The following is a 25,668-nucleotide window of genomic DNA, read 5'->3' on the forward strand; positions in this document are numbered from 1 at the left end:
AACATTCCCTTAACCAGGCTCCGCTACAGTCGGGGCATGGACCTGCAGACTTCTCCGTTTCCGGCGTTCCGTGGCCGCGACCGGTTGATCGCCGCAGTCGACGCGGCGATGACCTCCGGTGATGCCGGGCGCATCACCGCCGACCTGCAGCTGGCGCTGCAGGAAGCCATCGCGGACAGCCGCATCGAGTTGCCCGAATGCGTGCACCGTCCGGTCAGTGATCATTACGCGCGACGCCCGCTGTACCACAGCCGCGAACACGGCTACAGCGTGATTGCCATGAGCTGGGGCCCAGGGCAGGGCACGCCGCTGCACGACCACGATGCCATGTGGTGTGTGGAGGGCGTGTGGTTGGGCGAACTGGAGATCACCCGTTACGAGCTGATGGAGTGCGCCGGCGAACGCTGGCGATTCCGACGCCACGCCGCGCTGCGCGGGGGCTGCGGCAGTGCCGGCAGCCTGATTCCACCGCACGAGTACCACACCCTGCGCAATGCCAGCGATGAGGCCCTGGCCATTTCAGTGCATGTGTACGAAGCGCCGATGGAACGTTCGGCGGTGTTCGATCCGCTTGGGGGTGACTGGTACCAGCGCCGTATCCAGGCGTTGCAGGCCGATCCGGCCTGAGCCGGGCAGAGGGCAGAGGGCAGAGGGCAGGGCAGCGGACAGCGTCTTCGCAGCGCGCATGGCATCATGCGCCGCTGCGCTGCCGGACCCGGCGGCGATCCGAAATGCCCCGTCGGGCAAGGAGCAAGACCATGTCCAGCGCTGATCCGCGCCTGCGCGCGCTGTTGAAGCTGGCACCGGTGATTCCGGTGTACACCCCCGAAGACGTGAATGAAGCCGTCGAGGTAGCCCAGGCACTGTTCCGCGGTGGCCTGCCGGTGATCGAGGTGACCCTGCGCACGCCGCAGGCGCTGGACGCCATCAAGGCGATGGTCGAGGCCGTGCCGGATGCGGTGATCGGCGCCGGTACCGTGCTCAATGCCGCACAGATGCAGGCGGCGAAGCAGGCCGGCGCGCGCTTCGCGGTGTCGCCCGGGGCTACACCGGCCCTGTATGCCGCCGCACGCGATGCCGACCTGCCATACCTGCCCGGTGCCGCCACCGCCTCGGACCTGATCCTGGGCCTGGAACACGGCAAGGACACCTTCAAGTTCTTCCCGGCCGTGCAGGCCGGCGGTGCCGCGCTGCTGGCGGCCTGGCACGGCCCGTTCGCCGACGTGCGCTTCTGCCCGACCGGCGGCATCAGCGCGCAGACCGCGCCGCAGTTCCTGCACCTGCCCAATGTGCTGTGCGTGGGCGGTTCGTGGCTGACCACCCCGGCGCTGCTGCAGACCCGTGACTGGGAGGCGATCGAGCGCCTGGCGCGCGAGGCATCGGTGCTGGCCAGCTGAACACGCTGCACGAATCTCCAAAGGTTTGATCGTGATCAAAGCGCCGGCCTCGAGCCGGCGTCATTCTGTGGGCAAGCGCACTGCGGAGATCCGAACATGCAATCCACCATGAAGGCCGCCGTCGTACGCGAGTTCGGCAAGCCGCTGGTCATCGAGGAAGTCTCGGTACCGCGCCCGGGGGCGGGCGAGGTGCTGGTCAGGATCGAGGCCTGTGGCGTCTGCCACACCGACCTGCACGCCGCCGAGGGCGACTGGCCGGTGAAACCGAACCCGCCATTCATCCCCGGCCACGAGGGCGTGGGGCACGTCGTGGCCGTGGGAGGCGGGGTAGGGCACGTCAAGGAAGGCGACAGGGTCGGCATCCCCTGGTTGTACTCGGCGTGTGGCCATTGCGAACACTGCCTGGGCGGCTGGGAAACGCTGTGCGAAACGCAGCGCAACACCGGCTACTCGGTCAACGGCGGCTTCGCCGAGTACGCACTGGCCGATGCCAACTATGTCGGCCTGCTTCCGAAGGAAGTGGGCTTCGTCGAGATCGCGCCGGTGCTGTGCGCCGGCGTGACCGTCTACAAGGGGCTGAAGGTCACCGACACCAAGCCCGGTGACTGGGTGGCGATCTCCGGTATCGGCGGCCTGGGCCACATGGCGGTGCAGTACGCCCGCGCAATGGGCCTGAACGTGGCCGCGGTGGACGTGGATGACAGCAAGCTGGCGCTGGCGCGGCAGCTCGGTGCGCAGGTCACCGTCAACGCGCGCACCACCGATCCGGCCGCGTTCCTGAAAAGGGAGATCGGCGGCGCACACGGCGCCCTGGTCACCGCGGTGTCTCCCAAGGCGTTCGAACAGGCCCTGGGCATGGTCCGTCGCGGTGGCACCGTGTCGCTCAACGGCCTGCCGCCCGGCAACTTCCCGCTGGATATCTTCGGCATGGTGCTCAACGGCATCACCGTGCGCGGCTCGATCGTCGGCACCCGGCTGGACCTGCAGGAATCGCTGCAGTTCGCCGCCGAAGGCAAGGTCGCGGCCACGGTCAGCACCGACCGCCTGGAAAACATCAACGACGTGTTCGCGCGGATGCACGCGGGCACCATCGAAGGCCGCGTGGTGATCGACTTCGCCGCCTGACCGCCTGTGCATGGCCGCCGCTGCTCCGTACCCCTCTCCCACGGGCACGGCGGCCGTGCCGATCCAACGGTAGTGCCGGCCGCTGGCCGGCAACCCGGGCACTCCGCGGCAGCCGTACAATGCGCGCATGCCTGGCCTGCTCAAGACCCTGTTCCTGTCCATCGTCGCCCTGATCGGCGGCGTGCTGTCGCTTGCCCTGGTCAGCAGCGTCGCCAGCTGGCTGCCGCCGCTGCTGGGCCTGTCACCGGGCAACAACAGCATGCAGCTGGGCTGGGACCTGGCCTTCAGCGTGCTCGGCGGCATCGCCGGCATCGCCTTCGCCACCTACTACGCGCCCTGCTGGCCGCGTTCGCACGGCTTCTCGATCTGGTCGCTGATCGCACTGGGCTGCGGCTATGCCATGTGGACGGTGGGTGCGGATTTCCCGCTGTGGTTCGTCATTGCATTGCTGGCGTCGCTGCCGGTGCAGCTGCTGGTCGGCTGGTGGTTCGGCCGTCGCGCTTCGCGCAGCGCGGTAGGCAGTGCCGGACTGCATTGATTACGGAATCGTCGCATCCAGTCTGCATGCGGTTGAATCACAGCGTCATAGTCGCTGCAATTGGTGAATCGTGATCCGTGCAGAGCCGCTGGTCGCGCTTCGCTCTGTCCGGTGCAAGTACACCGATACTCTGCAATCCCTGGACATCCATCACCCGCGTCTGACCAGTCCGTTCATCCAAGAAGGCGAGACGAGTGGTTGATTCCGCAATCACCGCCCCGCACCCGAGCTTTTTGTCTTCATCCCACAGCTCGACACATGGCGCTTTTGCTGCTGGCGTGCATACATCACGTCGGATCTCAGCTGCCCATACCTTGCCTGCATGATTGCCAAAGCCAGCAGGGACAGCAATCAGGACAATTGCGAACATGGACATGATCAGTCCCATCATTGGAAGTATGAGGGCCGTTGCAACGCCCAAGGACACTGCCTTTCGGCGCGGCGACCGCTTCGCTCGCGTTTCGGGCTGCGACATCGGCCATAGAAAGTACGTGGTCAATCCGCCAATAGCCAGAGAAAGGAAGGCAAAAATTCCCCATTGTTCTTCCAAAAGGTGTGGATAGTCAGAGGCCATCTGAACAAGCGCGTCCGCACCAAATCCAAGCAATCCTTCCCGGGCCAGCGAGAATCCGTCGTTAGGAATTCCAAGTTCTGCGAGGTAACCATTCCTTGCAGATGCTCCGATCCAATATGTGAAGACACCACACACCGTTATCGCGAATGTGAAGACAATCACCAGATTCGGCCAATCTATCCCCCTCTGCGGGGGCACGCGGGGTACCGCATCTACCTCATGTTCCGTTCGTGCCATGCGTGTGTTTCCGATTTGAGTTGTCCTCCGTAGAGAACGGCATCCCGACCCTCAAATGAAGAGGCGAAGGCGACTTTTTCGCGCAGCGCAACACAGGCTTAATAATTCCTCCCTAGGCTCGGTGCCCGCCGAACGTCGGCAACGCGGCGCAGGGGTCTGTCCCATGGATACCGGGCAGGCGCGGCGCGGATCACCACAGGGAACCGGGGAATCCATCCGATGCGTCACCCAATCCGGGAGGCTGCCACCGCAGCCCCTCCAGCGAAGCGTTTGTCCCGTGCCGTGCACGCCGTGCTGATCGGCGGCCTGGCCGTGCTGCCCGTCGACGCCATGGCCGAAGCCGAAGAGGCCGACGGCGATACCCGCCAACAGCTGCAGCAGCTGGACACGGTCACCGTCACCGGCAGCTACGCGAAGAGCCTGGAGCGCGCGGTCGATCTCAAGCGCGCCAACATCGGTTTCTCCGATTCGATCGTCGCCACCGACGTGGCTGATTTCCCCGAGCAGAATCTGGCAGAGGCGCTGCAGCGCATGCCCGGCGTCACCATCGAACGCAACAAGGGCCTGGGCAGCAAGGTCAGCGTGCGCGGGTTGCCCAGCGAGTTCACCCTGGTCTCCATCAACAACCTGGCCACCGCCTCGGGCAGTGGCGGGCGCGACGTGCAATTCGACATCTTCGCCGCCGACGTGGTGCAGACGGTCACCGTGCAGAAGTCACCGACCGCTGCGGATGAGGAAGGTGGCATCGCCGGTTCGGTCTACATCGAAACAGCCAAGCCGTTTGACTACGCCGAACCGAAGTTCAGCGCCTCGGCCGAAGCCTCGCACAACTCGATCAACGGCAAGATCGACCCGAAGATCTCATTCCTGGCCAGTGACACCTGGGGCGACTGGGGCGGCCTGGTGTCGTTCTCCAAGGCCAAGCGCAGCAACCGCACCGACTCCAATTCCGGCATCAACTTCCGCCCGATGGGGCGCTTCCTGGAAGCCTCCGGTACGCGCTCGTCGCAGGCCGCCGCGGTGCTGGCGCGCGATGCGGGAATCGCGGTGAAGAACCGCATGGACAAGGACGAGACCAGCCGCATCATCTTCCAGGACAAGGTTGGTGACCGCGTCTACCTCAACGAACAGGACCAGTGGGGCGCTACGGCATCGCTGCAGTTCAAGCCCAGCGAAACGTTCACGCTGAGCTTCGACGCCATGCTCGGCGGCTACGACACGCATGAAGACGAGTACGATGCGGCGGCCTATTCGGCCTCCAGCCGCAGCACGCTCGAGCGCATCCACGAGTACGACAAGACCACGCTGGGTGCGTACGGCATCACCGTACTCAAGGACGTGGCCTACACCGCCACCCAGCACGAGATCCTAAGCAAGGACCGCAACGCCAACACCGACTATCGCCAGTTCAGCAGCAAACTGGACTGGAAGGTAGGCAGCTGGGACATCGATGCGCTGGTCGGCTATTCCGGTGCACGCAGGGATTCGGACTACGCCAACCTCAAGCACGTGGCCTATGCCCCGTCGCGCACGCGCTGGACCGGCAATGGTGGCGAAACCGTACCGAGCAGCGCCGGTGGTTTCGACATGTACAACGCCGCCAGCAGGTACCTGTTCGAAGCGTACGAAACCGAAGTGGAGAAGGTGAAGGATGACAAGTACGCCGCGCAGCTGGACCTGCGCCGGCAGATGAACCTGGCCTTCTTCCCGGCGCTGAGCGCGGTGCAGTTCGGCGCGCGCTACACCGACAAGACCAAGCAGCGTGAGTTCGGCAGCGGCAAGATCCAGGGCCCTTCGGCAGGCAGCACCGCATGGGTGAACACGCGCACGCTGGCCGACAGCAACCCGATGTGGATCAGCCAGCTGGCCCCGGGTGGCGCCTATCGCCCCAGCGATCTGGACTGGCAGCAGATCTCCAACGCCTACGCACGCGCCACCTTCCGCTATCCCGGCTATGCCACGCCGCTGGATCCGGGCCAGTACTACGAAGTGAAGGAGAAGACCCTGGCGCTGTACGCCATGGCCGACTTCTACTTCGATATCGGCCATGTGCCGGTATACGCCAACCTCGGCGTGCGTTCTATCGATACCGACGTCGACTCCTCCGGCTTCCATCCGGTGCAGAAGCCCGATGGCAGCAGCGGCTTCACCGCCACGCCGATTTCCAGCAGCGGCGACTACAGCAAGCTGCTGCCCAGCTTCAACATGACTGCCGAGATCGCCGAGGGCCTGGTGCTGCGCGGTGCTGCGTCGGAGACGCTGATGCGTCCGTCGCTGACCGACATCGCCTACCGCCGCACCGTCAGCTGGAGCAGCTTCCGCTTCATGGACGGCAATCCGGCGCTGAAGCCGACCACGGCCAGGCAGTGGGAAGTGGGCCTGGAGAAGTACCTGCAGAATGGCGGCCTGCTGGCCGCGTCGTACTTCTCCAAGAAGATCGATGGCGTGGTGCGGCAGTCGCTGACCGGCATCGAGCGCAACGTCGAGAAGCTCAACGCCAATGGTTCGCTGGATGGCTACTACGACTTCGAGGTGTACCAGCCGGTCAATGCCGACGGTTCGTACAAGGTCAGCGGCGTGGAACTGGTCGCGCAGCTGCCGCTGTCGATGCTGCATCCGGCGCTGGAAGGGTGGGGCATCAATGCCAACTACACCCAGCTGGACAACTCGCTGACCGGCGCCTCGGATCTCTCGATCCCGACGCCGCCAGAGGGCCTGGCCGAAAAGGCCTACAACTTCACCCTGTACTACGAGAACGATCGCTTCAGCGCACGCGCCTCGTACAACTACAAGGACAAGTACGTCGAGTACATCCACCTCAACATGTACCCGGTCTACCGCGATGCCTATGGCCAGCTGGATGCTTCGATCGGCTTCCGCCTGAACGACACCTGGAAGCTGAACCTGGAAGCGATCAACCTGCTGGACGAGAAGACCCGCGGCTACACGATCGACAAGGCGTTCCCGACCCAGTACGAGTTCTCCGGTCGCCGCGTGACCGCCGGCATCCGCGCGGACTTCTGAGCGCCAACTGCTGCCATTGACCGCTGATGAAGCCGAGCATGGGCTCGGCTCTACAGGTTCACGGGTACCACCGCGTTCTGTGCAGCCGAGCCGGCGCTCGGCTGCTTGTCAGCGGAATCGCGACTTCAGTTCGTTCGCCTTCAGCTCTTCCACCAGCTCGTTCGTGCTGTCGATACGCGCCTGGGTGCAGAACGAAGAATTGCTGCGGATCTGCGCCTCGTGGAAACCGACACCGACGATTTCCTGCATCACCGGGTCCTGATCGAACTTCTTCGCGAGGTAGTCCAGGGCGGCGCCTTCATCGACACTGACCTTGCAGGCGCGTGCCGCGGCCAGCCGTGACCACGCGAACTGCAGGTCCGGATCCCAGCCCATGGCGTCCTCGCCAGTGAAGCCATTGTCGAAATGGTAGGCATAGACCTCGTTGGAAATCCGCTTGGCCTTCATGCCACCGTGGCCGGAGTAGGCCTGGGCCACCATGGGCAGCAGCAGCGCGGCGAGGAACATCATTTTCTTCATGCAGCCATCGTCCTGATTGAAATGCGTGCAGGATTCTAGCCAGCCGGCCACGCGGTGTACCAGCCACTTCGCGCGTACCGTTGCATTGACCGTTGCATTGCACGCATGCGCGCTCGCCGGGCATGGCCCGGCGCTACTGCAGCAGCGGCCTCACCGCCGCTGCCGGGATATGGTCCAGCGCGCGCCAGGCATCCTCCACCACCGGCCGTGCCTGCGACCAGCTCAATCGGGAGTGCCCGCGCATCTGTTCCCAGTGCTCCGCCAGTTCCTCGCAGGTATCGGCGGCATCACCGCGTGGCCAATCGGCAGCATGCGTGGTCAACGCGAAGGCATATACCGGGCAGAGGTCACGCCAGTTGCGGTGGCTCTGCCCGCGGCGTTCCTCATAGTCGCTGAGCATGTACTGCAGGTAATCCTGCGCCACCGCCTGGGGGTCTTCGTGGCGACGCGTACGGCGCTGCGCGGTGCGCTGGCCGAGCGGATCGAGCAGGGCGTTGAACACGGACGGTGCGGGTCGTTCAAGACGGGGCATGGCCGGCTCCTGCAGCGGGGGCGGGTGGGCAGGAATACGCGCGGTACCGTTACCGGGGGGTGAGCGAGATGTTCATGACGCCAGGTTCGCGGCGGCTTTACCTGGGGGGCGGTGTAGTGGGAGCCCCGAGCGCAGGTACCAGACCATGAGCCGAGAGACCTCCCGAGACCCGTTGCGCGGGAACCATCCGCCGATTCCGGGCGAACAGCGCGGCAAGCGCGATGCCGACAACGCCGACCGTCGCGGCACCGGTGCGCCGTTCTTCGACGCCGAGCATCCAGACGAACATCTGCCGGTGAAACGCCAGGCTGAACAGGCAGCTCAGGACCGCAAGGACGGTGGCGACCGCCATCGCGGCGGCCAGGAAAGCCCGCTCAGGCGCCGCGAGCGCAAGCAGCACGCCAGTGACAACCAGGACGAAGCACTGGAGGAGACCTTCCCGGCCAGCGACCCGACCTCGCCGTTCGTGCCGGCCAAGGCCCCCGATTGACGGTAGCGCCGGGCCATGCCCGGCGAGCGCAGCGGTCCCGCGCTAGCGCCACGACCACTGCACACCCACGCTGGCCCGCCGCCCCGGCCCGGGCTCGTAGAAGCGGCCATTGCCATCGTTGACGATCACCGAGCCGATGTAGGCGTGGTCCAGCACATTCTCCAGGCGCGCGAAGGCGCGCAGCTCACCACCCGGCAGGGTCCAGAGGCGCCCCCCCTCCAGATGCAGCAGGGCGTAGCCCGGCGCGCGCTCGGTGGCCACGTCATTGACCACGGTATCGCTGCTGGCCGTGGCCTCCAGTGCCCACTGCCAGTCGGCGGGTGTCCACCGCAGGCGTGCGAACGCCTGCTGGCGCGGCACACCCGGCAGGCGGCTGCCCGCCGCGACCACGTTGTTCGAGGTCAGGTAGGGCGAGCGCACCTGCGCCTGCAGCCAGGTCCAGGCCAGCTGCAGTTCCAGCTGCTCGGCCAGCGGCTGTCGGTACTGCAGCTCCACACCCTGCCGGCGGGTGCGGCCGATGTTGCGGTAGGTGCTGCGTCCTCCGAAATTGCTGGCAACGGCCAACTCATCGTCGGTATCTGCGCGAAACAGGCTGATATCGAGCTGGGTTCCGCCCTGTGCGTGCCATTTGCTGCCCACCTCCAGGCTGCGGCTGCGCGCCGCCGCCAGATCCAGGGCCAATCCCGCCTGCCCGTCGGCGCGATAGCCCAGTTCGTTGAAGGTGGGGGTTTCGAAACCGCGGCCGACCGCAGCATGCAGCCGCCACTGCGGGCTTGCCTCGAAGCTGATCCCGGCCACCGGCGTGGTGGCCTGGTAGCGCCGGCGGCCACTGTCATCCGGGTTGCGGCCGATGATGTAGCGGTCGTCGGATTCGAAGCGCACCGCGCTGTGGCGCACACCAGCCAGCAATGACCAGCGCTGGCTCCACTGCCACCACGCCTGCGCGAACTGATCGACGTTCTGCACCGTGTCGATCTGGTCTCTGCGCAGGCGCCCACGTACGCCCAGCGTGCTGCCGATGAAGTTCTCGTAGCCGGTGCGGTGCTGGCGCTGGCGGTCGGCACTGAGCCCGGCCACCAGGTCCAGCGGTCGCCCGGCGAGGTCGCCGTGCCAGCCCCAGCGCGCGTCCAGCCCACCGTAGCCGGCGTCCAGATCAATCACGCCGCCGGCATGCAGGGGGTTGGCCTGGGCGGTCGGCGGGATCGGCAGGTACTGGCGTACCGCGCGCTGCCCGGCATAGCCCATCAACTGCCAGCGCTGCGCCCCGTTCTCGCGGGTCCAGCGCAGACCCGCCTGCTGCTGGCGCACCGATTTGCGGGTGTTGTACTGGTGCGCCACTGCCGTGGCCTGGCGTGGGTCGGCTGCCACCTGCGCGCGGGTCAGGCCCAGCGGATCCTGCGCATCGGGGGCATCGAGCGCATTGAGCAGCAGCTCCAGCCGGCCACCGCCCAGCTCACCGCCGATGCGCGCATTGAGCGATTCACGGCGCGCACGGCTATGGTCCCGCCAGCCATCGGTGCGGAAGTGGTTGGCGGCGATGTTGTAGTCCAGTCCGCGACCGGCCCCCTTCAGCTGCGCGCCGACGCTGAGCGTGCTGTCGGCGCCGGCGTTCACGCGCAACCGCCACGGGTCGCCGGCCTGGCCCTGCGCACTCCAGACCTGCAGCACGCCGCCGGAGGAGTTGCCGTACAGCGCCGAGAACGGCCCACGCAGCACGTCGATGCGCTCGGCGCCGAGCAGGCTGGCATGTGACAGCTGGCCCTGGCCGTCAGGCATGGTGGCCGGCACGCCGTCGATCAGTACCCGCACCCCGCGCACGCCGAAGGTCGAGCGTGCGCCGAAGCCACGGATCGACAGCTGGGTATCCTGCGCGAAGTTCTGCCGGTCGCGCGCCAGCAGGCCCGGCACCCCGGCCAGCGCCTCGGACAGCTGCACGCCGGCCCCGGGCCGGCTGGCATCGATCCAGACCGTGTCCAGGCTGGCGGGCAAGGCGAACGGGTCGATGCCGGGCACGCGTGCGGCCTGCACCTGCACGGCGGGCAGGGCGGTCGGCGCGGGCTCGGCCAGCGCCGCCCAGGGCGACAGCAGCAGGGCAGCAAGCGGCAGGCAATGGCGTCGTGCAGCAGGATTCATGATTCAGGTTGATGGATCGGGCGGCAACGCACGCCATGGTACGGGGCCGCGGATGACGATGGCGGCGGCCAGCCCCGGCGGGCTTTGTTACGATGGGCTGTTTCCGGCCGAAAAGCCGCGAACCGCGTGGCGCAATTCCTCCCCCTTTCCGTCTACCGAACGAGTACCGCCGTGTCCTTCTTTGCAAACGTGGAACTGGTCCCAGGCGACCCGATCCTGGGCCTGACCGAGGCGTACAACGCCGACAGCCGCCCGACCAAGGTCAACCTGGGTGTGGGCATCTACTACGACGAGAGTGGCCGCATTCCGCTGCTGCGCGCCGTCAAGCAGATCGAGCAGCAGCTCGCCGCTGAAGCCAAACCGCGCGGCTACCTGCCGATCGATGGCCTGCCGGCGTACACGCAGGCCACGCGTGAGCTGGTGTTCGGCAAGGATTCGCCGCTGCTGGCCGCTGGCCGCGTCACCACCGCACAGACCGTCGGTGGCAGCGGTGCGCTGCGCGTCGGCGCCGACGTGCTGAAGAAGCTGCTGCCGCACGCCACCGTCGCGCTGAGCAACCCGAGCTGGGAAAACCACCGCGCGGTGTTCAGCGCCGCCGGTTTCGAGGTGGTGGAGTACACCTACTTCGACCCGACCACCCATGGCGTCAACTTCGAGGCCCTGCTGGCCGACCTGGGCAAGCTGGAAGCCGGCACCGTGGTGCTGCTGCACGCCTGCTGCCACAACCCCACCGGCGCCGACCTCACGGTCACCCAGTGGAAGCAGGTCGCGCAGCTGCTGAAGGACAAGCAGCTGTTCCCCTTCATCGACATGGCCTACCAGGGCTTCGACAAGGGCATCGAGCAGGACGGCGCCGCGGTGCGCATCATCGCCGAAGCCGGCATCGACAGCTTCATCGTCGCCAACTCGTACTCCAAGTCGTTCTCGCTGTACGGCGAGCGCGTGGGTGCGCTGTCGATGGTGGCGCCGACCGCCGCGGACGCCAAGGCCGTGCAGTCGCAGGTCAAGCGCGTGATCCGCACCATCTACTCCAGCCCGTCCACCCACGGTGCTGCGCTGGTGGCCGGTGTGCTGACCAACCCGGAACTGCGCGCGATGTGGGAGCAGGAGCTGACCGAGATGCGCGAGCGCATCCACGCCCTGCGCCAGGGACTGGTCGAGAAGCTGGCCGCAGCCGGTGCGCCGCAGTTCGGTTTCATCAACGAACAGGCCGGCATGTTCTCCTACTCCGGCCTGAGCCGTGAGCAGGTCGAGCGCCTGCGCGACGAGTTCGGCATCTACGCCGTCGGCACCGGGCGCATCTGCGTGGCCGCGCTGAACCAGAACAACCTGGAGTACGTCGCCAAGGCCGTGGCCACCGTCGCCAAGGGCTGAAGCAACGCTCCAGCGGTTTGAAGACAAAGGCGCCGAAAGGCGCCTTTGTTTTTTGCTCTTGCTCTTGCCTTTGCCATTCCCACCGCGCTCGCGGCGAACCCTGAAACGCAGTGAGAGGGGCACCGTGGCCAGGACCGTGAGGCGCATGGATGCGCCGATCGAGCCCCCAGGGATGGGTTTACGGCGTGTCCTGGCCACGGTGCCCCTCTCGCTGCGCCTGCATGAAGAGAAGGCGCCACGAGCGCAACGCATCTGGAAACGATTACGCCTCCCCGCGCTCACGCACGCGCTTGCCGGACGGGCGACAATAGGCGTTTTCCCGCTGCCGAGACCTGCCCGACCATGTCCCGTACTTCGTTGACCCGCTTCCTGATCCAGGAACAGCACGCCGGCCGCATCAATGCCGACCTGCGCCAGCTGATCGCGGTCGTCGCCCGCGCCTGCACCAGCATCTCCATCGCCGTCAGCAAGGGCGCCCTCGGTGGCGTGCTCGGCGACGCCGGTACCGGCAACGTGCAGGGTGAAGCGCAGAAGAAGCTGGACGTGATCAGCAACGAGATCCTGCTCGAAGCCAATGCCTGGGGTGGCCACCTCGCGGCCTGCGCCTCGGAGGAAATGGACCACAGCCAGCCGGTACCGGACATCTACCCGCGCGGTGATTTCCTGCTGCTGTTCGATCCCCTCGATGGCAGCTCCAACATCGACGTCAACGTCTCGGTCGGCACCATCTTCTCGGTGCTGCGCTGCCCGACCAACGTGGAACTGCCGGGCGACGACGCGTTTCTGCAGCCCGGCAGCAGGCAGATCGCCGCAGGCTACTGCATCTATGGGCCCAGCACCCAGCTGGTGCTGACCGTCGGCCACGGTACCCACGCTTTCACCCTGGACCGCGAGAAGGGCGAGTTCGTACTGACCACCGAGAACATGCAGATTCCGGCGGCCACCCAGGAATTCGCCATCAACATGTCCAACCAGCGCCACTGGGAAGCGCCGATGCAGGCCTACGTTGGTGACCTGCTGGCCGGCAAGGAAGGCGCGCGCGGCAAGAACTTCAACATGCGCTGGATCGCCAGCATGGTGGCCGACGTGCATCGCATCCTGACCCGCGGCGGCATCTTCATCTACCCGTGGGACAAGAAGGATCCGACCAAGGCCGGCAAGCTGCGCCTGATGTACGAGGCCAACCCGATGGGCCTGCTGGTCGAACAGGCCGGCGGCGCCGCCTGGACCGGCCGCGAGCGCATCCTCGACATCCAGCCCGACCAGCTGCACCAGCGCGTGCCGGTATTCCTCGGCTCGCGCGAGGAAGTGGCCGAAGCTGTGCGCTACCACCACGCGCACGACGCCGCACAGGGCTGATTGGCGGTTGCCTGACGGCGGTCATGGCAGATCGATGACATGACCGTGGGGTGACACCGAGGGCGGCAAACGGCACCATCAAGCTGTTGCCGCCTAAGGAATGCACGCATGCACGAGCAGGGCCCGGTCGATTTCATCGAAGTCATCCACAACGCGGTCCCCAGCGAGGTCTGCGCGGCGATCGTCGAGCGCATGCGCGCTGCACAGGGCCTGCGACCAGGCGCGGTAGGCAGTGGTGTGTTCCCGGAACTCAAGCACAGCAAGGATCTGCGCATCAGCGGCCTGGATGGCTGGCAGGATGTGGACCATCAGCTGCAGCATGCGGTGTTCAACGGCCTGCTGACTTATCTACGCCGTTATCCACAGGCATTGATCGCGCCGCTGATGTTGCAGATCCAGGACAGCAACGGCCAGCCGCGACGCCTGTCTGCCGAGGACTTCCCCGACATGCCGCCACAGCAACTGGCGGATCTTGCGCGGACCTGCCTGCGCCCCGGCGCCATCAACCTGCAGTGGTATGCGGCGGGCGAGGGTGGTTACCCCTACTGGCACTGCGAGCTGTACCCGAAGGACGCACAGGCCGAGACCCTGCATCGGCACGTGCTGTGGACGCTGTATCTCAACGACGAGTTCGAAGAGGGCGAAACCGAGTTCCTGTTCCAGGGGCGGAAGATCGCGCCGCGCACCGGCAGTTTGCTGATTGCGCCGACGGCGTTCACCCACACCCATCGCGGCAATCGGCCACAGGGTGGCGACAAGTTCATCGCCACCAGCTGGATCCTGTTCCAGAATGCGCAGAAGTTGTTCGGGGGAGGGTGACGTCGGGTCTGCAGGCCGATTATCGCTTGCCATGTGGAGTCGAGCTTCCTCGACTGAATCTGGAGCGAAGCCGGGCGGTCTCGACGCTACCGAGGGCGGCGGCGATAGAGACTTGCGCCCGCCACTGCACCGAAAACCGCCACACCGAAGCCAACAAGTGCCTCTTCTCCCAGCGCGTCGCCCGACATCAGCTTGCCGGCCGTCAGCAGCAGGACGTTCAATGGGAGCATCCACAAGAACGCGATGCCAAGCCAGTAGATGATCTTCATTTCATGCGCTCATTGATCCGGATACATCGACTTGAACCAGTAGGCGGATCTGTTCCGCATCCATGAGCTGAACTCTTCCGTCTCCAGTTCCCGCAGTTGGCGCATGTCTATTCCATAGCGTTGGAACAGCGAAATCAGCTCCCTCATACCGTCCTCATCCACAGCTGACGGATCAACAGAGACGTTGATCGTTCTGAGAAACCCCTCAACGAATACCACGCCCGATGTATTACTCAACCTGGAGAAGAATGCATCCTCGTCCAGTCGTGAGTAGAACCTCAGGGAATCAATTTCTATTTTCAGCATAGCCAGTCGTTGCGGAAGTGGTTGCGTGCAGGCTGTTCCATTCGGCTATCCGGCGGGTCCAAAGGATCGCCAGAGATTGCCGTCGCCGCCTTGCCAGGCACTGAGCTTCTCGACCGGGATTTCCTTGAGTTGACAGATGAACTGGAGATGGAAAGAACGGGCTTCTTTCCGATAGCTGCTCCATCCAACGGCCGTCACTTTGACTTCGATCCGGCTATCGCCCTTGTGCGGCTGGTGTAGTTCGACATCCGCCGAATCGGACAGCCAGTAGTCTCCCTTGTGTGCAAAGCCTGCGCCGCCACTGGTCAACCGCGCATCCACTACCTCCGGCATTCCTTCGGACGAAGGCAGGTATCCCTTCAGGCTGCCGGTGATCTTGGTGAACTGCTGGGAATCGATCACGCCCGGCGACTCCGAGAAGAGGCGCAGCAGAAGGAGCGTGTCAGTGCCCCTGCGCACTACCTGACCTGTGTTTGCCGTCCACAGATGTTGCTCGAACTCATCCAGGCCGGCAGGCATATCAGTGGCAGTCGATGCCTGCGGAACGGCGACGCATTCGTGAATGGCGCGGGCCTGTACCTGCAGGGTCACAAGGGTTAGAAGGAGAGCGCTGGCCGGAAGGCAACACAGGCGTTTCATCATGTGGACACCGCTGATTCGAATTCAGTCACGCGAGCGATTGGCAGGATGTGCCTGATCAAAAGGGGATGCGTCGGAGTCATGTGCTCCCGTCCATGCATCGAGGTCCTGCATCTGCAGGGGCGAGGCTTTCAGGCGCTCTGATAGCTGGATCGGTGCATCACATTGATCTCGCCATTGCAGTGGGCTTGTGGAGCGGAGTGTTGCATCGACCTGGAGCTCGATGCCGGAGTCTCCGGCAGAAACAACGATAATCTGCCCTGCGATCGGCACTGCGTAGCAGCCCGTCTTTCCGGCAAATGCGCTGGATCCACTGCTATGAAACAGCCACACGCGATCGTCGGAGACAGCGAACCGGTCACCTGCTTTCGCGTCAGCGGGGAGCTGGATCGTGAGCTTGCTGAAAGTGGAACGGTCGGTCCACCACGACGAACGGAATCGTCTCAGCCCTATCACACGGCTGTTGCCGGCAACGATCTGGTGACAGGCAAAGAGCCGCTGGCGCGGCTCGACCGTAAGGCAGCTGGGGTCGCGCATGGCAGCGTCTTCAACCACAAACGCACGGGCAGCCTCTGCATCGGTACCACAGACAAACAGAAACGCACCACAGCCGAAAGCAGATAGCCGCTTCATGGGCGAACTGATTCATCGTCAAGCGGACGGAATTGCACCGTCGCTGATCGTAGATCATCCATCTGCATCCTTCCCTGGCTTGCAGGCCATCCGGCCAAGCGCAGATTGTTACCGGTAGGTCAGGCAGCGGTCCAGCGTTCTAGAACAGACTTCCCTGCGGCGAATCCTTCTTCGGCGGCAACGGCTTCAGGAACCGGCTGCAGTCCAGCTTCGGCCAATGGCTGTTCTGCGCGTTGAAGCCCAACCGCTTGCGCGCCAGCTTGAAGCGGTTGTTCAGCAGATCCGCATACACACCCTGGCCGCGCATGCGCGTACCGAACTGGCTGTCGTAGTCCTTGCCGCCGCGCAGCTGCTGGATGGTACTCATCACATGCGCGGCGCGATCGGGATGATGGGTGTCCAGCCAGTCGCGGAACAGCGGCGCCACTTCAAGCGGCAGGCGCAGCAGCACGTAACCGGCTGTGCTGGCGCCGGCATCATGTGCGGCCTCCAGCACAGCTTCCAGTTCGCTGTCGTTGATCCACGGAATCACCGGCGCCACCATCACTCCCACCGGAATGCCCGCTTCATGCAGGCGCTTCATCGCGCGCAGCCGTGCATGGGGTGCGGACGCGCGTGGTTCCAGTTTCGCGGAGAGATGCGGATCCAGCGAGGTCACCGAGAAGTGCACGCTGACCAGGTTCTCCGCCGCCAGCGGTGCGAGCAGATCGATATCGCGCTCGACCAGCGCGTTCTTGGTGATCAACGAAAACGGATGCTTGGTTTCCAGCATCACTTCGATCAGCTGGCGGGTCAGCTTGAACTTGCGCTCGATCGGCTGGTACGCATCGGTGTTGATGCCCAGCGCGATCGGCTGGGGCACATAGCCCGGCTTCGACAGTTCCTTGCGCAGCAGCTGCGGCGCATTGGTCTTGGCGAACAGCTTGGTCTCGAAATCCAGGCCCGGCGACAGGTTCAGATAGGCATGCGAGGGGCGCGCGAAGCAGTAGGAGCACCCATGCTCACAACCGCGGTACGGATTCACCGACTGGCTGAAGCCAACGTCCGGCGAAGTGTTGCGGGTGATGATGCTGCGTGCAGTCTCGGCGCGTACTTCCGTGCGCAGGCGCGGGGCGAGGAATTCTTCGCTCTCGTCCACGGCCCAGCCGTCGTCCACCGCCTCGCTGACGGTGCTTTCAAAGCGCCCGGCAAGGTGGGACGTGGAACCTCGGCCCTTGATCGCGATACCCATTGCGGCAGGTTACGCCTCAGCCGTCTCAATGGCTGCGACAACTGTTCCGGTAGCGCCGGGCCATGCCCGGCGGTCGAAATCCGGGCACCGCCGGGCATGGCCCGGCGCTACCTCACAGCAGCGCCAGGTAGCCCCGCACCGTGGCATCCAGTCCGTCATACAGCGCCTCGCCGATCAGCGCGTGGCCGATCGACACCTCCAGCACGTCCGGCACGTGGGCCAGGAAATCGCGCAGGTTGTCCTGCGACAGGTCGTGGCCAGCGTTGACGCCCAGTCCCACCGCCTGCGCGCGGCGTGCGGCGGTGGCGAACAGCGCCAGCATTGCCTCGGCATCGCCGGCGGCGTGCGCTTCGGCGTAGGGGCCGGTGTACAGCTCGATGCGGTCGGCACCCACCTCAGCGGCCTGCTCCAGCAGTGGATTGCCCGCGTCGACGAACAGGCTGACCCGGCAACCCATTGCTTTCAGTTCGGCCACCAGCGGTCGCAGCCGCTCACCGTCGCGCTCGAAGTCGAAGCCATGGTCGGAGGTGATCTGCCCATCGCCATCCGGCACCAGCGTGGCCTGCGCCGGGCGGGTCTGCGCGCACAGCGGCAGCAGCCCCGGGTAGCCCTCGCGCGGCGGCGCGAACGGGTTGCCTTCAATGTTGAACTCGACACCCCGCGCACGGGTCAGCATGGACAACGCCAGCACGTCCTCGGCGGTGATATGGCGGCGGTCCGGCCGCGGGTGCACGGTGATGCCATGCGCACCGGCATCCAGGCAAGCCTGGGCGGCACGCACCACGTCCGGTTCGGCGCCGCCGCGCGAATTGCGCAGGACGGCGATCTTGTTGACGTTGACGCTGAGCTGGGTCATGGAACGGAACTACTTGGAAAGAGGGGACGGATCGTGGTCGTTGGCGTCGTCATTGCGGCGGGCCTGGGCCTGCTCGCGCAGGCGGCGCAGTTCCTCGGCATCGACAAGGGTGGCAGGGTCCCGCTGAAGGTCGCCGAAGCGGGCCACATAGCGGCCGCGCACCCAGGCCAGCAGGAAGGCGAGGGCGGCCAGCAGGCACAGGGTCATCAATGAGGCGCTGGGGGTCTTCAGCGCGAAGGCGAAACAGCCCAGCGCCAGCAGCAGGTACAACCAGTACATAGTCGGGCTCCCCGGATGATCGCCGCAGTGTAGCGCTGCGTCAGAGCAGCGGCGAGGCCAGCCGGGCGAAGGCCTCGGGCAGGCGGTGCAGCCACAGCGAACGGCCGGCCTGGTCGTGCACGCGGGTGGCGCGGTCGAACTCTCCCTGCAGCAGCCCGGCCAGGGCGGCGACGCGGTCACGGTCGCTGATCATCATCGACAGCTCGAAGTTCAGGCGGAAGCTGCGGTGGTCGAAGTTGGCGCTGCCGACGATGCAGACGTCGTCGTCGGCGATGAAGGCCTTGGTGTGCAGCATGCGCGGGCCGTACTCGTAGATCTTCACCCCAGCGTGCAGCAGTTCGTCGAAATAGGAGCGCGCGGCCTGGGTGACAAACCAGGAGTCGCTCATCTTCGGCACCAGCAGGCGCACGTCCAGTCCGCCCAACGCCGCCGAGGTCAGCGCCATCCGCGCCGCTTCGCCCGGCACGAAGTAGGGGGTCACCAGCCACACGCGCTCGTGTGCTTCCTGGATGGCCGCCACGTGCAGGCGGTGGATGGTTTCCCAGCCGGAATCCGGTCCGGAGACCAGCACCTGGGCGTTGATCGGGCCATCCGCGCGCAATGGCATGTCGGCCGGCCAGAGGCGGGCGATGTCGAAGCGCGAGTGGTCCTGGCCACTGGCGTAGAGCCAATCCTCGGCGAACACCAGCTGCAGGCTGCGCACCACATGACCGCGGATGCGCATGTGCAGGTCGCGGTAGGCGTCCGGCCTGCGGCTCTCGTCTTCATCGTCGGTGATGTTGATGCCACCGGTGAAGGCCAGCCGGCCATCGACGATCACCAGCTTGCGGTGCGTACGCAGGTTCAACCACGGCCGCTTGAACGGCTTCAGCAGCTGCCGCGGATGGAACCAGACCGCCTCGCCACCAGCGTCCAGCAACGGTTGCAGGAAACGGCGGGGCAGGGCGGAGGAGCCAACCGCGTCCAGCAGCAGGCGCACCTGCACGCCGGCATGGGCGCGCTCGACCAGGGCGTCGCGCAGGGCGGTACCGGCATGGTCCGGATTGAAGATGTAGTACTCCAGGTGCACATGATCGCGAGCCTGTGCCACCGCTTCCAGCAGTGCGGCGTAGGTAGCGGCACCGTCCACCAGCCAGGTCACTTCGGTGGCGCTGCTCGGCGCCAGGCCCGTGGTGGCCTGCGCGATCTTGGCCAGCTCGGTGCAGTCGGCATCCGGTGGGCAGACATCGCTGTAGTGCTCCATGCCCGAACGTGCGCGTCCGCGGCGCAGCCGTTGCCGCTTCACCTTCTGCGGGCCCAGCAGGTAGTAGATGAACAACCCCAGGTAGGGCAGCAGCGCCAACGACAGGATCCAGCTCAGCGTGGCGACCGGCTCACGCTTCTGCAGCATGATCCAGCCCGCCAGCGCGAACAGGTACAGCAGGTAGGCCACCGCCAGGATCGTGCCGAGGTGGGCAATGCCATCGAGCCAGTGACGCAGGGAGTCGAAGAGGGCGAGCATCCACCGATCATAGCGGGCGCGTGCTCCCTGATGGGGTCAGATCCCTTTTCCGCAGGAAAGGGATCTGACCCCATGGCGGCGCGATGAGCGCAAAAAAAAAGACGCCCCTGTTTCCAGGGGCGTCTGCAGTCGCGTCATGACTGTTGTGTTGCGGTGTAGCGATTACTGCTGCACAAAACCGATCTTCTTCATCTGAGCATTCTTCGCAGCGGCCAGAACCTTGGCCATCACGTCGTACTCGGAATCAGGGCTGGCGTCGATGCGCAGTTCCGGCTGGTTGGTCGGGTCCTTCTGGACCTCGTTCTCCATCCGCTGCTGCAGCTCGCTTGCATTGATCGGGCTGTTGTTCCACGAGACCTGGTTGCTGGCGTCGATCTTCAACTCGATCGGCGGCGGCGGTTCGACCAGCTGCGGCGGTGGGTTGAGCACGCGCTGCGGCAGGTCCACGGCGATCGGGTACGTCATGATCGGCGCGGTCACGATGAAGATGATCAGCAGAACCAGCATCACGTCCACGAGGGGTGTGACGTTGATGTCTGCCATGGGGCCCTTGCCACCACCACTACTGAATGCCATGGCTTACTGCCCCTTCTCTTTGGTCGCGACGAAGCCCACGTCCAGCATGCCCTGTTCCTGCGCGATCTTGGTCATCTCGTTGATGACACGCATCTTGGTGGTGCGGTCACCACGCAGGTTCAGCGGCGGCTGCGGGGTCTGCTGGGCGGCGGTCGCCAAGCGCGACTCGAGAGTCTGCTTGTTGATTTCTTCGTCGTTCCAGTAGATCGAGCCATCTTCCTTGACTGCCAGGGTGATGGGACCCTTTCGGTCGTTGGTGTCGTCCGGCTTCTGGACCAGGTTGGCCTCCGGCAGATCCACCTTGACCTTGTGGGACATCAGGGGCGCCGTGATGATGAAGATGATCAGCAGCACCAGCATCACGTCCACGAGGGGCGTAACGTTGATGTCGGCCATGGGGCCGCCGCTGTTACCACTACTGAAAGCCATAACGGGCTCCGTCTAGATCGTGTTGACTACGTTCTCGCTGGGTACAGCGCGTCGCAATTAGCGGACGCGCGAACCGGTGGCGAAGAAGTCGTGCAGGTCGTGCGCGAAGGTATCGAACTTGCTGATGGTCGCGCTGTTGATCTTGCTGAAGAAGTTGAAGGCGAACACGGCCGGGATCGCGACGAACAGACCGATCGCGGTCATGATCAGCGCTTCACCCACCGGGCCGGCAACGGCGTCGATCGAAGCGGAGCCGGTGGCACCGATCTTGATCAGCGCGCCGTAGATGCCCCACACGGTACCCAGCAGACCGACGAACGGAGCGGTTGCGCCGACGGTGGCCAGCAGGGTCATGCCCGACTGCAGCTTGTTGCTTTCGCGGGTCACGGCCTGACGCAGGGCGCGGTCGACGAACTCCGAACGGCTCAGGTTCTCACCGACGCCGCCGGTGGCACCGCCTTCAGCACGCTGGTGGTGGGCAGCTGCCTGGGCAGCGTCCAGGGCGATCTTCGAGAACGGCTCCGAAGCCGGCTGCTCTTCCATCGCACGGATGGCGTCCTGCGCGTTCGGGGTATCCCAGAACAGGCTGACGACGCGATCAGCGGCGCTCTTCAGGCGGGTGGCACGGAAGATGTTGATGACGGTCCAGTACCAGGACATGGCCGACATGGCGATCAGGGTCAGCAGCACGACCCAGGAAACCGCGAAATCACCCGGCTTGGTGGTCATTTCGTGGATCAGGTGCTCGAAGCCCATCTGCGACAGGGCGTTGGACGGATTGCCCCCGGCAGCAGCGGCGATGAAAATTTCCTGCAGCATGACGCTTACCTTTGTTGTGTGTGGTGATAAAGGGTGTAGCTAAGCTAAACAATCGAACTGGGAGCGGGGGTGGCCAGGCGGCCACCCGGGCGCATCAGTTCAGCGCAAAGTTGACCGGGACGCGAACGCGACCTGCCGCCTTCTTACCGCCAGATTCAGCGGCGTTGAAGCGCCACTTGCGAGCCGCTTCCATCGCGGCACGGTCCAGGTCGCGGTTACGGCTGGACTTTTCCACCGTGACATTGGTGACGTTGCCGCTGGCATCGACATCAATGATCAGGATCACTTCGCCCTGGATACCAGCGCGGAAGGCTGCCGGCGGGTAGCGCGGCGGATTCATGGCCTTCGACGAGATGTCCACGCTGGCCTCGATCGAGGTCGCAGGTGCCGGCGGCGCGGGGGGCGACGGCGGGGTGACGATATCGCTCGGGCGCGGCTCCGGCACGTCCACGACCGGCGCCTGCGGCGGCGGCGGGACCGGCGACGGCTTCGGCGGCGACAGATTCTTCACCGGCGGCGGCGGAGTATCGGTCGGCGGCGGCGGCGGCGGCGGCGGGGGCGGCGGCGGCGGCGCATCGACGATGGTCACCATGACGTTGCGCTCCTTCTCAGCCACGGCCTTGGGAGCCACGGCGGGAATGAGGAGCATCATGAAGGCGGCCAGATGCAGGGCAATTACAAACGCGATGCCGACGATGCGAGGCCAGCTCAGCCCCTTGTCATCGGGTTGTTCGTACCGGTGAACGACTAGTTGTTCCGTCATGCGCCAAGAGCTCAATAGTGGGGCCGGGATGCCGGGGGCGGAATCCCTGATCAGCGGTGCATGACACCGCAGGAACCTCCAAGCTTATACCAATCCTGAGCGCCTGCGCATCAACTGAGCAGGCATTCAGGCGTTATTCCTACTTACTTCAGGTTGATGATTTTCTTGGCATCAGCCTGGTTCTTCACACCCTTCGCCAGCGCCTGCTGGGCGGCCTGCTTGGCCTCCGGGATGCGACCTTCGGCATGCAGGACGCGTGCCAGGTTCAGGTAGGTCTCACCGTCCTTGGACAGCGGGGCAGCCTTCTGCCACGCATCGATCGCCTGCGGCACCTGGTCGGAGTAGTAGTAGGACTGGGCCAGCGCCAGGTAAACCTGGTAGTCCGGCTTCAGGATGCCCTTCTGCAACCCTTCGTTGATGACCGCGATGACGTCCTTTTCCTTTTTGTCGGTGTTGGCATAGATGGAGTACAGCTGCTTGTACTCGCGCTCTTCGGTGAGCTGGCCGCTGCTGCGCAGCTTGTCCATCACCGCGGCCGCCTTGTCCATCTGGTCGGCCTGCATGTACATGCTGGCCAGGTTCAGCTGGGCCTTCTTGTCGTTCGGGTTCTTGGCGGCCAGCGCCTCGGCTTCCTTGACCGCTTCACCGGACTGGCCGGCTTCGGACAGGGCCGCCATCAGCAGCTGGTTCCAGTTGTCCTTCGGTTCGGCGGAACCGGCGATGGCCTGCCTCAGCACCGGGATCGCTTCCTGGTAGCGCTCCAGCTGGTACAGCGCCTGGCCCTTGGCGATCAGTTCTTCCGGCTTGGTCGACTTGCTCTCGGCGAAGTACTTGTCGAGGGTTGCCAGGCCTTCGGCGGTCTTGTCTTCCTGCAGCTCCAGCTGGCCCAGCATCAGCATCGACTGGAAGTGGCCGTTGTTGTCCAGGCCGTTGAACTGCAGGACCTGCTTCAGATAGGCGATCGCCGCCGGGGTGTCGTCGGTCTGGTAGGCGGCCTGAGAGGCCAGCTGCGCGGCCAGCGACTTGTCGTACTCGTTCGCGGCGCTGTCAGCCAGGATGGCGTCGGCCTGGGTGCGGGTCTCCGGGAACTTTTCCTTGTTGTAGCTGTCGATCATTTTCTGCAGCTTGCTGCCCATCTTGGCCGAAGCCTTGACCGTCGGCTCCTGGCGGGTCGCGTTCGGGTACAGCGCCTCGGCCTTGGCCTGCTTGCCGCCGCGGTTGCCGCGCTCGGAGGAACGCGAGGACTGCGCGAAGGCATCGGTGACCACGGCGCCGGTCAGGGCGGTCGCGACGAGGACGGAAAGCACAGCTTTGTGGTTACGGAAAATCATCGTTCACCTCGATCGAACCGCCGGTTAGCGGCAAAGTCGGACTGTCAGAAAAATCTGAGCCGCCAAACGTATCAGAAACAGATGGCGTGAGAAATCGTTTTATGTGCTGCAATACAGCATAGAACTGCGCACTCATCCGCACTTTGGCCGTAGCCCGGCCGCCTGCGCCTGCTGATAGACCGGCGTCAGGGCCGGGGCATCGCGTCGCAGTTCCTGGATCCGGTTGGCCGGATCAGGGTGGGTGGACAGCCATTGCGGGCTGCGGCCGCCGCTGGCGGCCATCATGTTCTGCCACAGGTCGACTGCCTGCGCCGGATTGAAACCGGCCTGGGCCATCAGCCGCTGGCCGATCACGTCAGCCTCGCTTTCCTGGGTGCGTGAGCCGGGCAGCAGGAAGGCGGTCTGCGCGCCCATGCCGCCGAGCTGGTTGACGGTGCTGGCAGCGCCTTCGCCATAGGCCGCACCGGCCAGCGCACCGAGCACGGCCAAGCCGGTCTGCGCCCCCATCTGTCGGGTGATGCGTTCTTCGTGGTGACGGGCGATGACATGGCCGATTTCATGGCCGATCACGGCAGCCAGCTGGTCCTGGTTCTTGGCCACGGTGAAGATGCCGGTGTTCACGCCGACCTTGCCACCGGGCAGGGCGAATGCGTTGGGCTCCTTGTCGACGAACACCGCCGTCTCCCACCGTACGCCACGGTACTGAGGCGGCAACTGCGCGACCAGGGCATTGACCACGCACTGCACGTAACCGTTCTGGCGGCCGTCGGTGCTGATCTTTTCCTTCTGCTTTGTTTCGGCGAACGCCTGTGCGCCGAGCTGGTCCAGCTGTGCCTGCGAGACGCCGCCCACCATCTGCCGGCGGCCGGTAGGGGAGGTGGTGGTCGCGCAGGCGCTGACCAGGGTGGTGATGACAAGGGCCAGCAGCAGTTGTTTCATGGAAGCTCCCCCGTGTTCATATGGGCAGTGTGTAGCGTAGCGGCTTAATCTTTCGTCAAGCGGACGCGGCGTTACGTTGACCCCAGGAACACCATCGCGGCAAGGGCAACCGCATTGTTCAACGCATGCGCGGTGATCGCCGCCCACAACGTGCCGGTACGCTGGTAGAGCCAGCAGAACGCAGCCCCCATGCCACCATAGACCAGCCACAGTTGTGCGATTTCGGCCGGGCCATTGGCGCTGGTGCCTGGGATCTCATGGATCAGGGCGAATGCGAGGCTGCTCAGTACCACGCCCAACCACGGGCGCCCGGCCTTCCACAGGCGGCCAAACAGCACGCGACGGAACAGCAGTTCCTCGTAGGCCGGCGCCAGTGCCACCGCGAACAGCACCAGGAACAACGGGAAACGTGCGATCGCGCTCTGCATCAGCGCCAGATTGGTGGGGACCGGCTCGATGCCGAACTGCTTGGCCAGGAAGGCGATGCCGTTGCTGCCGAGCACGATCAGGGTCGCCACCAGCAGGGTCCAGCCCCAGGTGGAGGGGCGGCGCAGCGCCTGGCGCGACGCCTGACGCTCGGCGGCGTTGGCTGGCCGTCGCCAGAAGTACAGCAGCAACGCTGCACCACCGGTGGCAAACAGCGCCATGAGAATCTGTGCTAGCGCGCCGGGCTGGCCCAGTGTCGCCGCGATCGAACCGGCGTCGGGCGTTCCACCGCTGGCCTGCGCATTGGCGTAGCCGACCACCACGCCACGGTAAAGGCCCCACAGCAGGCCGCTGATCAGGCTCAGGCCGAACAGGGTGACGGCGGCGATGCCCAGGTCGATGAAAAACCCCGCCAGCGGTGAAACGACACGCGGCGCGGCCGAGGCCGGCGGAATCGGGGGCGGGGCGGAAACCGGGGCGGATGCGGACATCAGGTACCTGCGTTCAAGGATCGAAGGCCGGCGCGCCTCCCCGCGCACCGGCCATCACC

The 25,668-nt window shown here is 65.2% G+C and carries 28 protein-coding genes; 9 read left to right on the top strand and 19 right to left on the bottom strand.

The features are described 5' to 3' along the window. Window positions 1-36 precede the first annotated feature (36 nt). The 4 genes from AC5P88_RS15820 (at window position 37) to AC5P88_RS15835 (ending at window position 3,060) form a co-directional block, all read left to right on the top strand. Window positions 37-627: a cysteine dioxygenase family protein gene (locus AC5P88_RS15820; protein WP_111203941.1), complete on the top strand. Its 591-nt coding sequence runs from the start codon at window positions 37-39 to the stop codon at window positions 625-627. 131 nt (window positions 628-758) lie between these two features. Further along, complete coding sequence (gene eda / locus AC5P88_RS15825) at window positions 759-1,397, top strand: bifunctional 4-hydroxy-2-oxoglutarate aldolase/2-dehydro-3-deoxy-phosphogluconate aldolase (protein ID WP_049402962.1); 639 nt, start codon at window positions 759-761, stop codon at window positions 1,395-1,397. Between the two features lie 96 nt (window positions 1,398-1,493). Beyond that, entirely contained in the window at window positions 1,494-2,522 is a 1,029-nt protein-coding gene (adhP, locus tag AC5P88_RS15830) for an alcohol dehydrogenase AdhP (protein WP_495225475.1), read from the top strand. Between the two features lie 127 nt (window positions 2,523-2,649). Next, window positions 2,650-3,060 carry a hypothetical protein gene (locus AC5P88_RS15835; RefSeq protein ID WP_495225476.1) on the top strand — a complete coding sequence of 137 codons (411 nt, stop codon included), beginning with the start codon at window positions 2,650-2,652 and terminating at the stop codon, window positions 3,058-3,060. Between the two features lie 37 nt (window positions 3,061-3,097). Here AC5P88_RS15835 and AC5P88_RS15840 read toward each other — a convergent pair whose 3' ends face one another. Then, a complete protein-coding gene (locus AC5P88_RS15840; protein WP_329914131.1) occupies window positions 3,098-3,871 on the bottom strand; it encodes a hypothetical protein in 774 nt (257 codons plus the stop codon). A 270-nt stretch (window positions 3,872-4,141) separates the two neighbouring features. On the opposite strand from AC5P88_RS15840, the gene AC5P88_RS15845 reads away from it, so the two are divergent. Further along, window positions 4,142-6,895: a TonB-dependent receptor gene (locus AC5P88_RS15845; protein WP_495225477.1), complete on the top strand. Its 2,754-nt coding sequence runs from the start codon at window positions 4,142-4,144 to the stop codon at window positions 6,893-6,895. Window positions 6,896-7,003: 108 nt separating this feature from the next. Here the strand turns inward: AC5P88_RS15845 and AC5P88_RS15850 are convergent, their stop codons facing one another. Next, window positions 7,004-7,414, bottom strand: coding sequence for a hypothetical protein (locus AC5P88_RS15850; RefSeq protein ID WP_106549160.1), 411 nt, complete (start codon window positions 7,412-7,414; stop codon window positions 7,004-7,006). 133 nt (window positions 7,415-7,547) lie between these two features. Further along, on the bottom strand, window positions 7,548-7,946 hold the full coding sequence (locus AC5P88_RS15855; protein ID WP_004132921.1) for a hypothetical protein: 399 nt from the start codon (window positions 7,944-7,946) through the stop codon (window positions 7,548-7,550). Window positions 7,947-8,091: 145 nt separating this feature from the next. On the opposite strand from AC5P88_RS15855, the gene AC5P88_RS15860 reads away from it, so the two are divergent. Then, window positions 8,092-8,436, top strand: coding sequence for a hypothetical protein (locus AC5P88_RS15860; RefSeq protein WP_106549159.1), 345 nt, complete (start codon window positions 8,092-8,094; stop codon window positions 8,434-8,436). A 42-nt stretch (window positions 8,437-8,478) separates the two neighbouring features. On the opposite strand, the gene AC5P88_RS15865 is transcribed toward AC5P88_RS15860, so the two are convergent. Next, on the bottom strand, window positions 8,479-10,569 hold the full coding sequence (locus AC5P88_RS15865) for a TonB-dependent receptor family protein (RefSeq protein ID WP_495225478.1): 2,091 nt from the start codon (window positions 10,567-10,569) through the stop codon (window positions 8,479-8,481). 171 nt (window positions 10,570-10,740) lie between these two features. Here AC5P88_RS15865 and AC5P88_RS15870 point away from each other — a divergent pair, with 171 nt between their 5' ends. The 3 genes from AC5P88_RS15870 to AC5P88_RS15880 all read left to right on the top strand — a co-directional run bounded on the left by AC5P88_RS15870 (window position 10,741) and on the right by AC5P88_RS15880 (window position 14,121). Then, window positions 10,741-11,943 (top strand): amino acid aminotransferase, encoded by a 1,203-nt coding sequence (locus AC5P88_RS15870; RefSeq protein WP_495225479.1) that lies wholly within the window; start codon window positions 10,741-10,743, stop codon window positions 11,941-11,943. Window positions 11,944-12,285: 342 nt separating this feature from the next. Next, window positions 12,286-13,302, top strand: coding sequence for a class 1 fructose-bisphosphatase (locus AC5P88_RS15875; protein ID WP_286074616.1), 1,017 nt, complete (start codon window positions 12,286-12,288; stop codon window positions 13,300-13,302). A gap of 108 nt (window positions 13,303-13,410) precedes the next feature. Further along, window positions 13,411-14,121, top strand: a complete 711-nt coding sequence (locus AC5P88_RS15880) for a 2OG-Fe(II) oxygenase (RefSeq protein ID WP_495225480.1) — start codon at window positions 13,411-13,413, stop codon at window positions 14,119-14,121. Window positions 14,122-14,207: 86 nt separating this feature from the next. Here AC5P88_RS15880 and AC5P88_RS15885 read toward each other — a convergent pair whose 3' ends face one another. The 15 genes from AC5P88_RS15885 to AC5P88_RS15955 form a co-directional block, all read right to left on the bottom strand. Next, window positions 14,208-14,390 (bottom strand): hypothetical protein, encoded by a 183-nt coding sequence (locus AC5P88_RS15885; protein ID WP_495225481.1) that lies wholly within the window; start codon window positions 14,388-14,390, stop codon window positions 14,208-14,210. 9 nt (window positions 14,391-14,399) lie between these two features. Continuing rightward, entirely contained in the window at window positions 14,400-14,696 is a 297-nt protein-coding gene (locus tag AC5P88_RS15890; RefSeq protein WP_495225483.1) for a hypothetical protein, read from the bottom strand. 45 nt (window positions 14,697-14,741) lie between these two features. Next, on the bottom strand, window positions 14,742-15,338 hold the full coding sequence (locus AC5P88_RS15895; RefSeq protein ID WP_495225484.1) for a hypothetical protein: 597 nt from the start codon (window positions 15,336-15,338) through the stop codon (window positions 14,742-14,744). Window positions 15,339-15,359: 21 nt separating this feature from the next. Then, a complete protein-coding gene (locus AC5P88_RS15900) occupies window positions 15,360-15,968 on the bottom strand; it encodes a hypothetical protein (RefSeq protein WP_495225485.1) in 609 nt (202 codons plus the stop codon). Window positions 15,969-16,107: 139 nt separating this feature from the next. After that, on the bottom strand, window positions 16,108-17,199 hold the full coding sequence (locus AC5P88_RS15905) for a PA0069 family radical SAM protein (protein ID WP_019337496.1): 1,092 nt from the start codon (window positions 17,197-17,199) through the stop codon (window positions 16,108-16,110). 112 nt (window positions 17,200-17,311) lie between these two features. Then, window positions 17,312-18,055: a pyridoxine 5'-phosphate synthase gene (locus AC5P88_RS15910; protein ID WP_495225486.1), complete on the bottom strand. Its 744-nt coding sequence runs from the start codon at window positions 18,053-18,055 to the stop codon at window positions 17,312-17,314. Between the two features lie 9 nt (window positions 18,056-18,064). Further along, entirely contained in the window at window positions 18,065-18,334 is a 270-nt protein-coding gene (locus AC5P88_RS15915) for a hypothetical protein (RefSeq protein WP_495225487.1), read from the bottom strand. Between the two features lie 40 nt (window positions 18,335-18,374). After that, a complete protein-coding gene (gene cls / locus AC5P88_RS15920) occupies window positions 18,375-19,835 on the bottom strand; it encodes a cardiolipin synthase (protein ID WP_495225488.1) in 1,461 nt (486 codons plus the stop codon). A 162-nt stretch (window positions 19,836-19,997) separates the two neighbouring features. Continuing rightward, the gene (locus AC5P88_RS15925; RefSeq protein WP_032129281.1) at window positions 19,998-20,411 is read right to left on the bottom strand and encodes an ExbD/TolR family protein; all 414 of its coding nucleotides are present in this window, start codon (window positions 20,409-20,411) and stop codon (window positions 19,998-20,000) included. 3 nt (window positions 20,412-20,414) lie between these two features. Then, a complete protein-coding gene (locus tag AC5P88_RS15930) occupies window positions 20,415-20,840 on the bottom strand; it encodes an ExbD/TolR family protein (protein WP_012509603.1) in 426 nt (141 codons plus the stop codon). A 57-nt stretch (window positions 20,841-20,897) separates the two neighbouring features. Continuing rightward, on the bottom strand, window positions 20,898-21,659 hold the full coding sequence (gene exbB / locus AC5P88_RS15935; RefSeq protein WP_005411738.1) for a TonB-system energizer ExbB: 762 nt from the start codon (window positions 21,657-21,659) through the stop codon (window positions 20,898-20,900). A gap of 94 nt (window positions 21,660-21,753) precedes the next feature. Then, the gene (locus AC5P88_RS15940) at window positions 21,754-22,422 is read right to left on the bottom strand and encodes an energy transducer TonB (RefSeq protein WP_049429181.1); all 669 of its coding nucleotides are present in this window, start codon (window positions 22,420-22,422) and stop codon (window positions 21,754-21,756) included. Between the two features lie 143 nt (window positions 22,423-22,565). Next, window positions 22,566-23,753 (bottom strand): tetratricopeptide repeat protein, encoded by a 1,188-nt coding sequence (locus AC5P88_RS15945; RefSeq protein WP_495225489.1) that lies wholly within the window; start codon window positions 23,751-23,753, stop codon window positions 22,566-22,568. 132 nt (window positions 23,754-23,885) lie between these two features. Beyond that, the gene (locus AC5P88_RS15950; protein ID WP_010487422.1) at window positions 23,886-24,692 is read right to left on the bottom strand and encodes a M48 family metallopeptidase; all 807 of its coding nucleotides are present in this window, start codon (window positions 24,690-24,692) and stop codon (window positions 23,886-23,888) included. A 71-nt stretch (window positions 24,693-24,763) separates the two neighbouring features. Continuing rightward, on the bottom strand, window positions 24,764-25,609 hold the full coding sequence (locus AC5P88_RS15955) for a CPBP family intramembrane glutamic endopeptidase (protein ID WP_111113438.1): 846 nt from the start codon (window positions 25,607-25,609) through the stop codon (window positions 24,764-24,766). Between the last annotated feature and the right edge of the window lie 59 nt (window positions 25,610-25,668).

The sequence above is a fragment of the Stenotrophomonas sp. YJH_SMC_8 genome, from assembly GCF_059371315.1.

Excerpts from the sequence above, each read along its gene's own strand:
- AC5P88_RS15820 (WP_111203941.1), top strand. The coding sequence starts at position 37 with ATGGACCTGCAGACTTCTCCGTTTCCGGCGTTCCGTGGCCGCGACCGG.
- eda (WP_049402962.1), top strand. The coding sequence starts at position 759 with ATGTCCAGCGCTGATCCGCGCCTGCGCGCGCTGTTGAAGCTGGCACCG.
- adhP (WP_495225475.1), top strand. The coding sequence starts at position 1,494 with ATGCAATCCACCATGAAGGCCGCCGTCGTACGCGAGTTCGGCAAGCCG.
- AC5P88_RS15835 (WP_495225476.1), top strand. The coding sequence starts at position 2,650 with ATGCCTGGCCTGCTCAAGACCCTGTTCCTGTCCATCGTCGCCCTGATC.
- AC5P88_RS15840 (WP_329914131.1), bottom strand. The coding sequence starts at position 3,871 with ATGGCACGAACGGAACATGAGGTAGATGCGGTACCCCGCGTGCCCCCG.
- AC5P88_RS15850 (WP_106549160.1), bottom strand. The coding sequence starts at position 7,414 with ATGAAGAAAATGATGTTCCTCGCCGCGCTGCTGCTGCCCATGGTGGCC.
- AC5P88_RS15855 (WP_004132921.1), bottom strand. The coding sequence starts at position 7,946 with ATGCCCCGTCTTGAACGACCCGCACCGTCCGTGTTCAACGCCCTGCTC.
- AC5P88_RS15860 (WP_106549159.1), top strand. The coding sequence starts at position 8,092 with ATGAGCCGAGAGACCTCCCGAGACCCGTTGCGCGGGAACCATCCGCCG.
- AC5P88_RS15865 (WP_495225478.1), bottom strand. The coding sequence starts at position 10,569 with ATGAATCCTGCTGCACGACGCCATTGCCTGCCGCTTGCTGCCCTGCTG.
- AC5P88_RS15875 (WP_286074616.1), top strand. The coding sequence starts at position 12,286 with ATGTCCCGTACTTCGTTGACCCGCTTCCTGATCCAGGAACAGCACGCC.
- AC5P88_RS15880 (WP_495225480.1), top strand. The coding sequence starts at position 13,411 with ATGCACGAGCAGGGCCCGGTCGATTTCATCGAAGTCATCCACAACGCG.
- AC5P88_RS15885 (WP_495225481.1), bottom strand. The coding sequence starts at position 14,390 with ATGAAGATCATCTACTGGCTTGGCATCGCGTTCTTGTGGATGCTCCCA.
- AC5P88_RS15890 (WP_495225483.1), bottom strand. The coding sequence starts at position 14,696 with ATGCTGAAAATAGAAATTGATTCCCTGAGGTTCTACTCACGACTGGAC.
- AC5P88_RS15895 (WP_495225484.1), bottom strand. The coding sequence starts at position 15,338 with ATGATGAAACGCCTGTGTTGCCTTCCGGCCAGCGCTCTCCTTCTAACC.
- AC5P88_RS15900 (WP_495225485.1), bottom strand. The coding sequence starts at position 15,968 with ATGAAGCGGCTATCTGCTTTCGGCTGTGGTGCGTTTCTGTTTGTCTGT.
- AC5P88_RS15905 (WP_019337496.1), bottom strand. The coding sequence starts at position 17,199 with ATGGGTATCGCGATCAAGGGCCGAGGTTCCACGTCCCACCTTGCCGGG.
- AC5P88_RS15910 (WP_495225486.1), bottom strand. The coding sequence starts at position 18,055 with ATGACCCAGCTCAGCGTCAACGTCAACAAGATCGCCGTCCTGCGCAAT.
- AC5P88_RS15915 (WP_495225487.1), bottom strand. The coding sequence starts at position 18,334 with ATGTACTGGTTGTACCTGCTGCTGGCGCTGGGCTGTTTCGCCTTCGCG.
- cls (WP_495225488.1), bottom strand. The coding sequence starts at position 19,835 with ATGCTCGCCCTCTTCGACTCCCTGCGTCACTGGCTCGATGGCATTGCC.
- AC5P88_RS15925 (WP_032129281.1), bottom strand. The coding sequence starts at position 20,411 with ATGGCATTCAGTAGTGGTGGTGGCAAGGGCCCCATGGCAGACATCAAC.
- AC5P88_RS15930 (WP_012509603.1), bottom strand. The coding sequence starts at position 20,840 with ATGGCTTTCAGTAGTGGTAACAGCGGCGGCCCCATGGCCGACATCAAC.
- exbB (WP_005411738.1), bottom strand. The coding sequence starts at position 21,659 with ATGCTGCAGGAAATTTTCATCGCCGCTGCTGCCGGGGGCAATCCGTCC.
- AC5P88_RS15940 (WP_049429181.1), bottom strand. The coding sequence starts at position 22,422 with ATGACGGAACAACTAGTCGTTCACCGGTACGAACAACCCGATGACAAG.
- AC5P88_RS15945 (WP_495225489.1), bottom strand. The coding sequence starts at position 23,753 with ATGATTTTCCGTAACCACAAAGCTGTGCTTTCCGTCCTCGTCGCGACC.
- AC5P88_RS15950 (WP_010487422.1), bottom strand. The coding sequence starts at position 24,692 with ATGAAACAACTGCTGCTGGCCCTTGTCATCACCACCCTGGTCAGCGCC.
- AC5P88_RS15955 (WP_111113438.1), bottom strand. The coding sequence starts at position 25,609 with ATGTCCGCATCCGCCCCGGTTTCCGCCCCGCCCCCGATTCCGCCGGCC.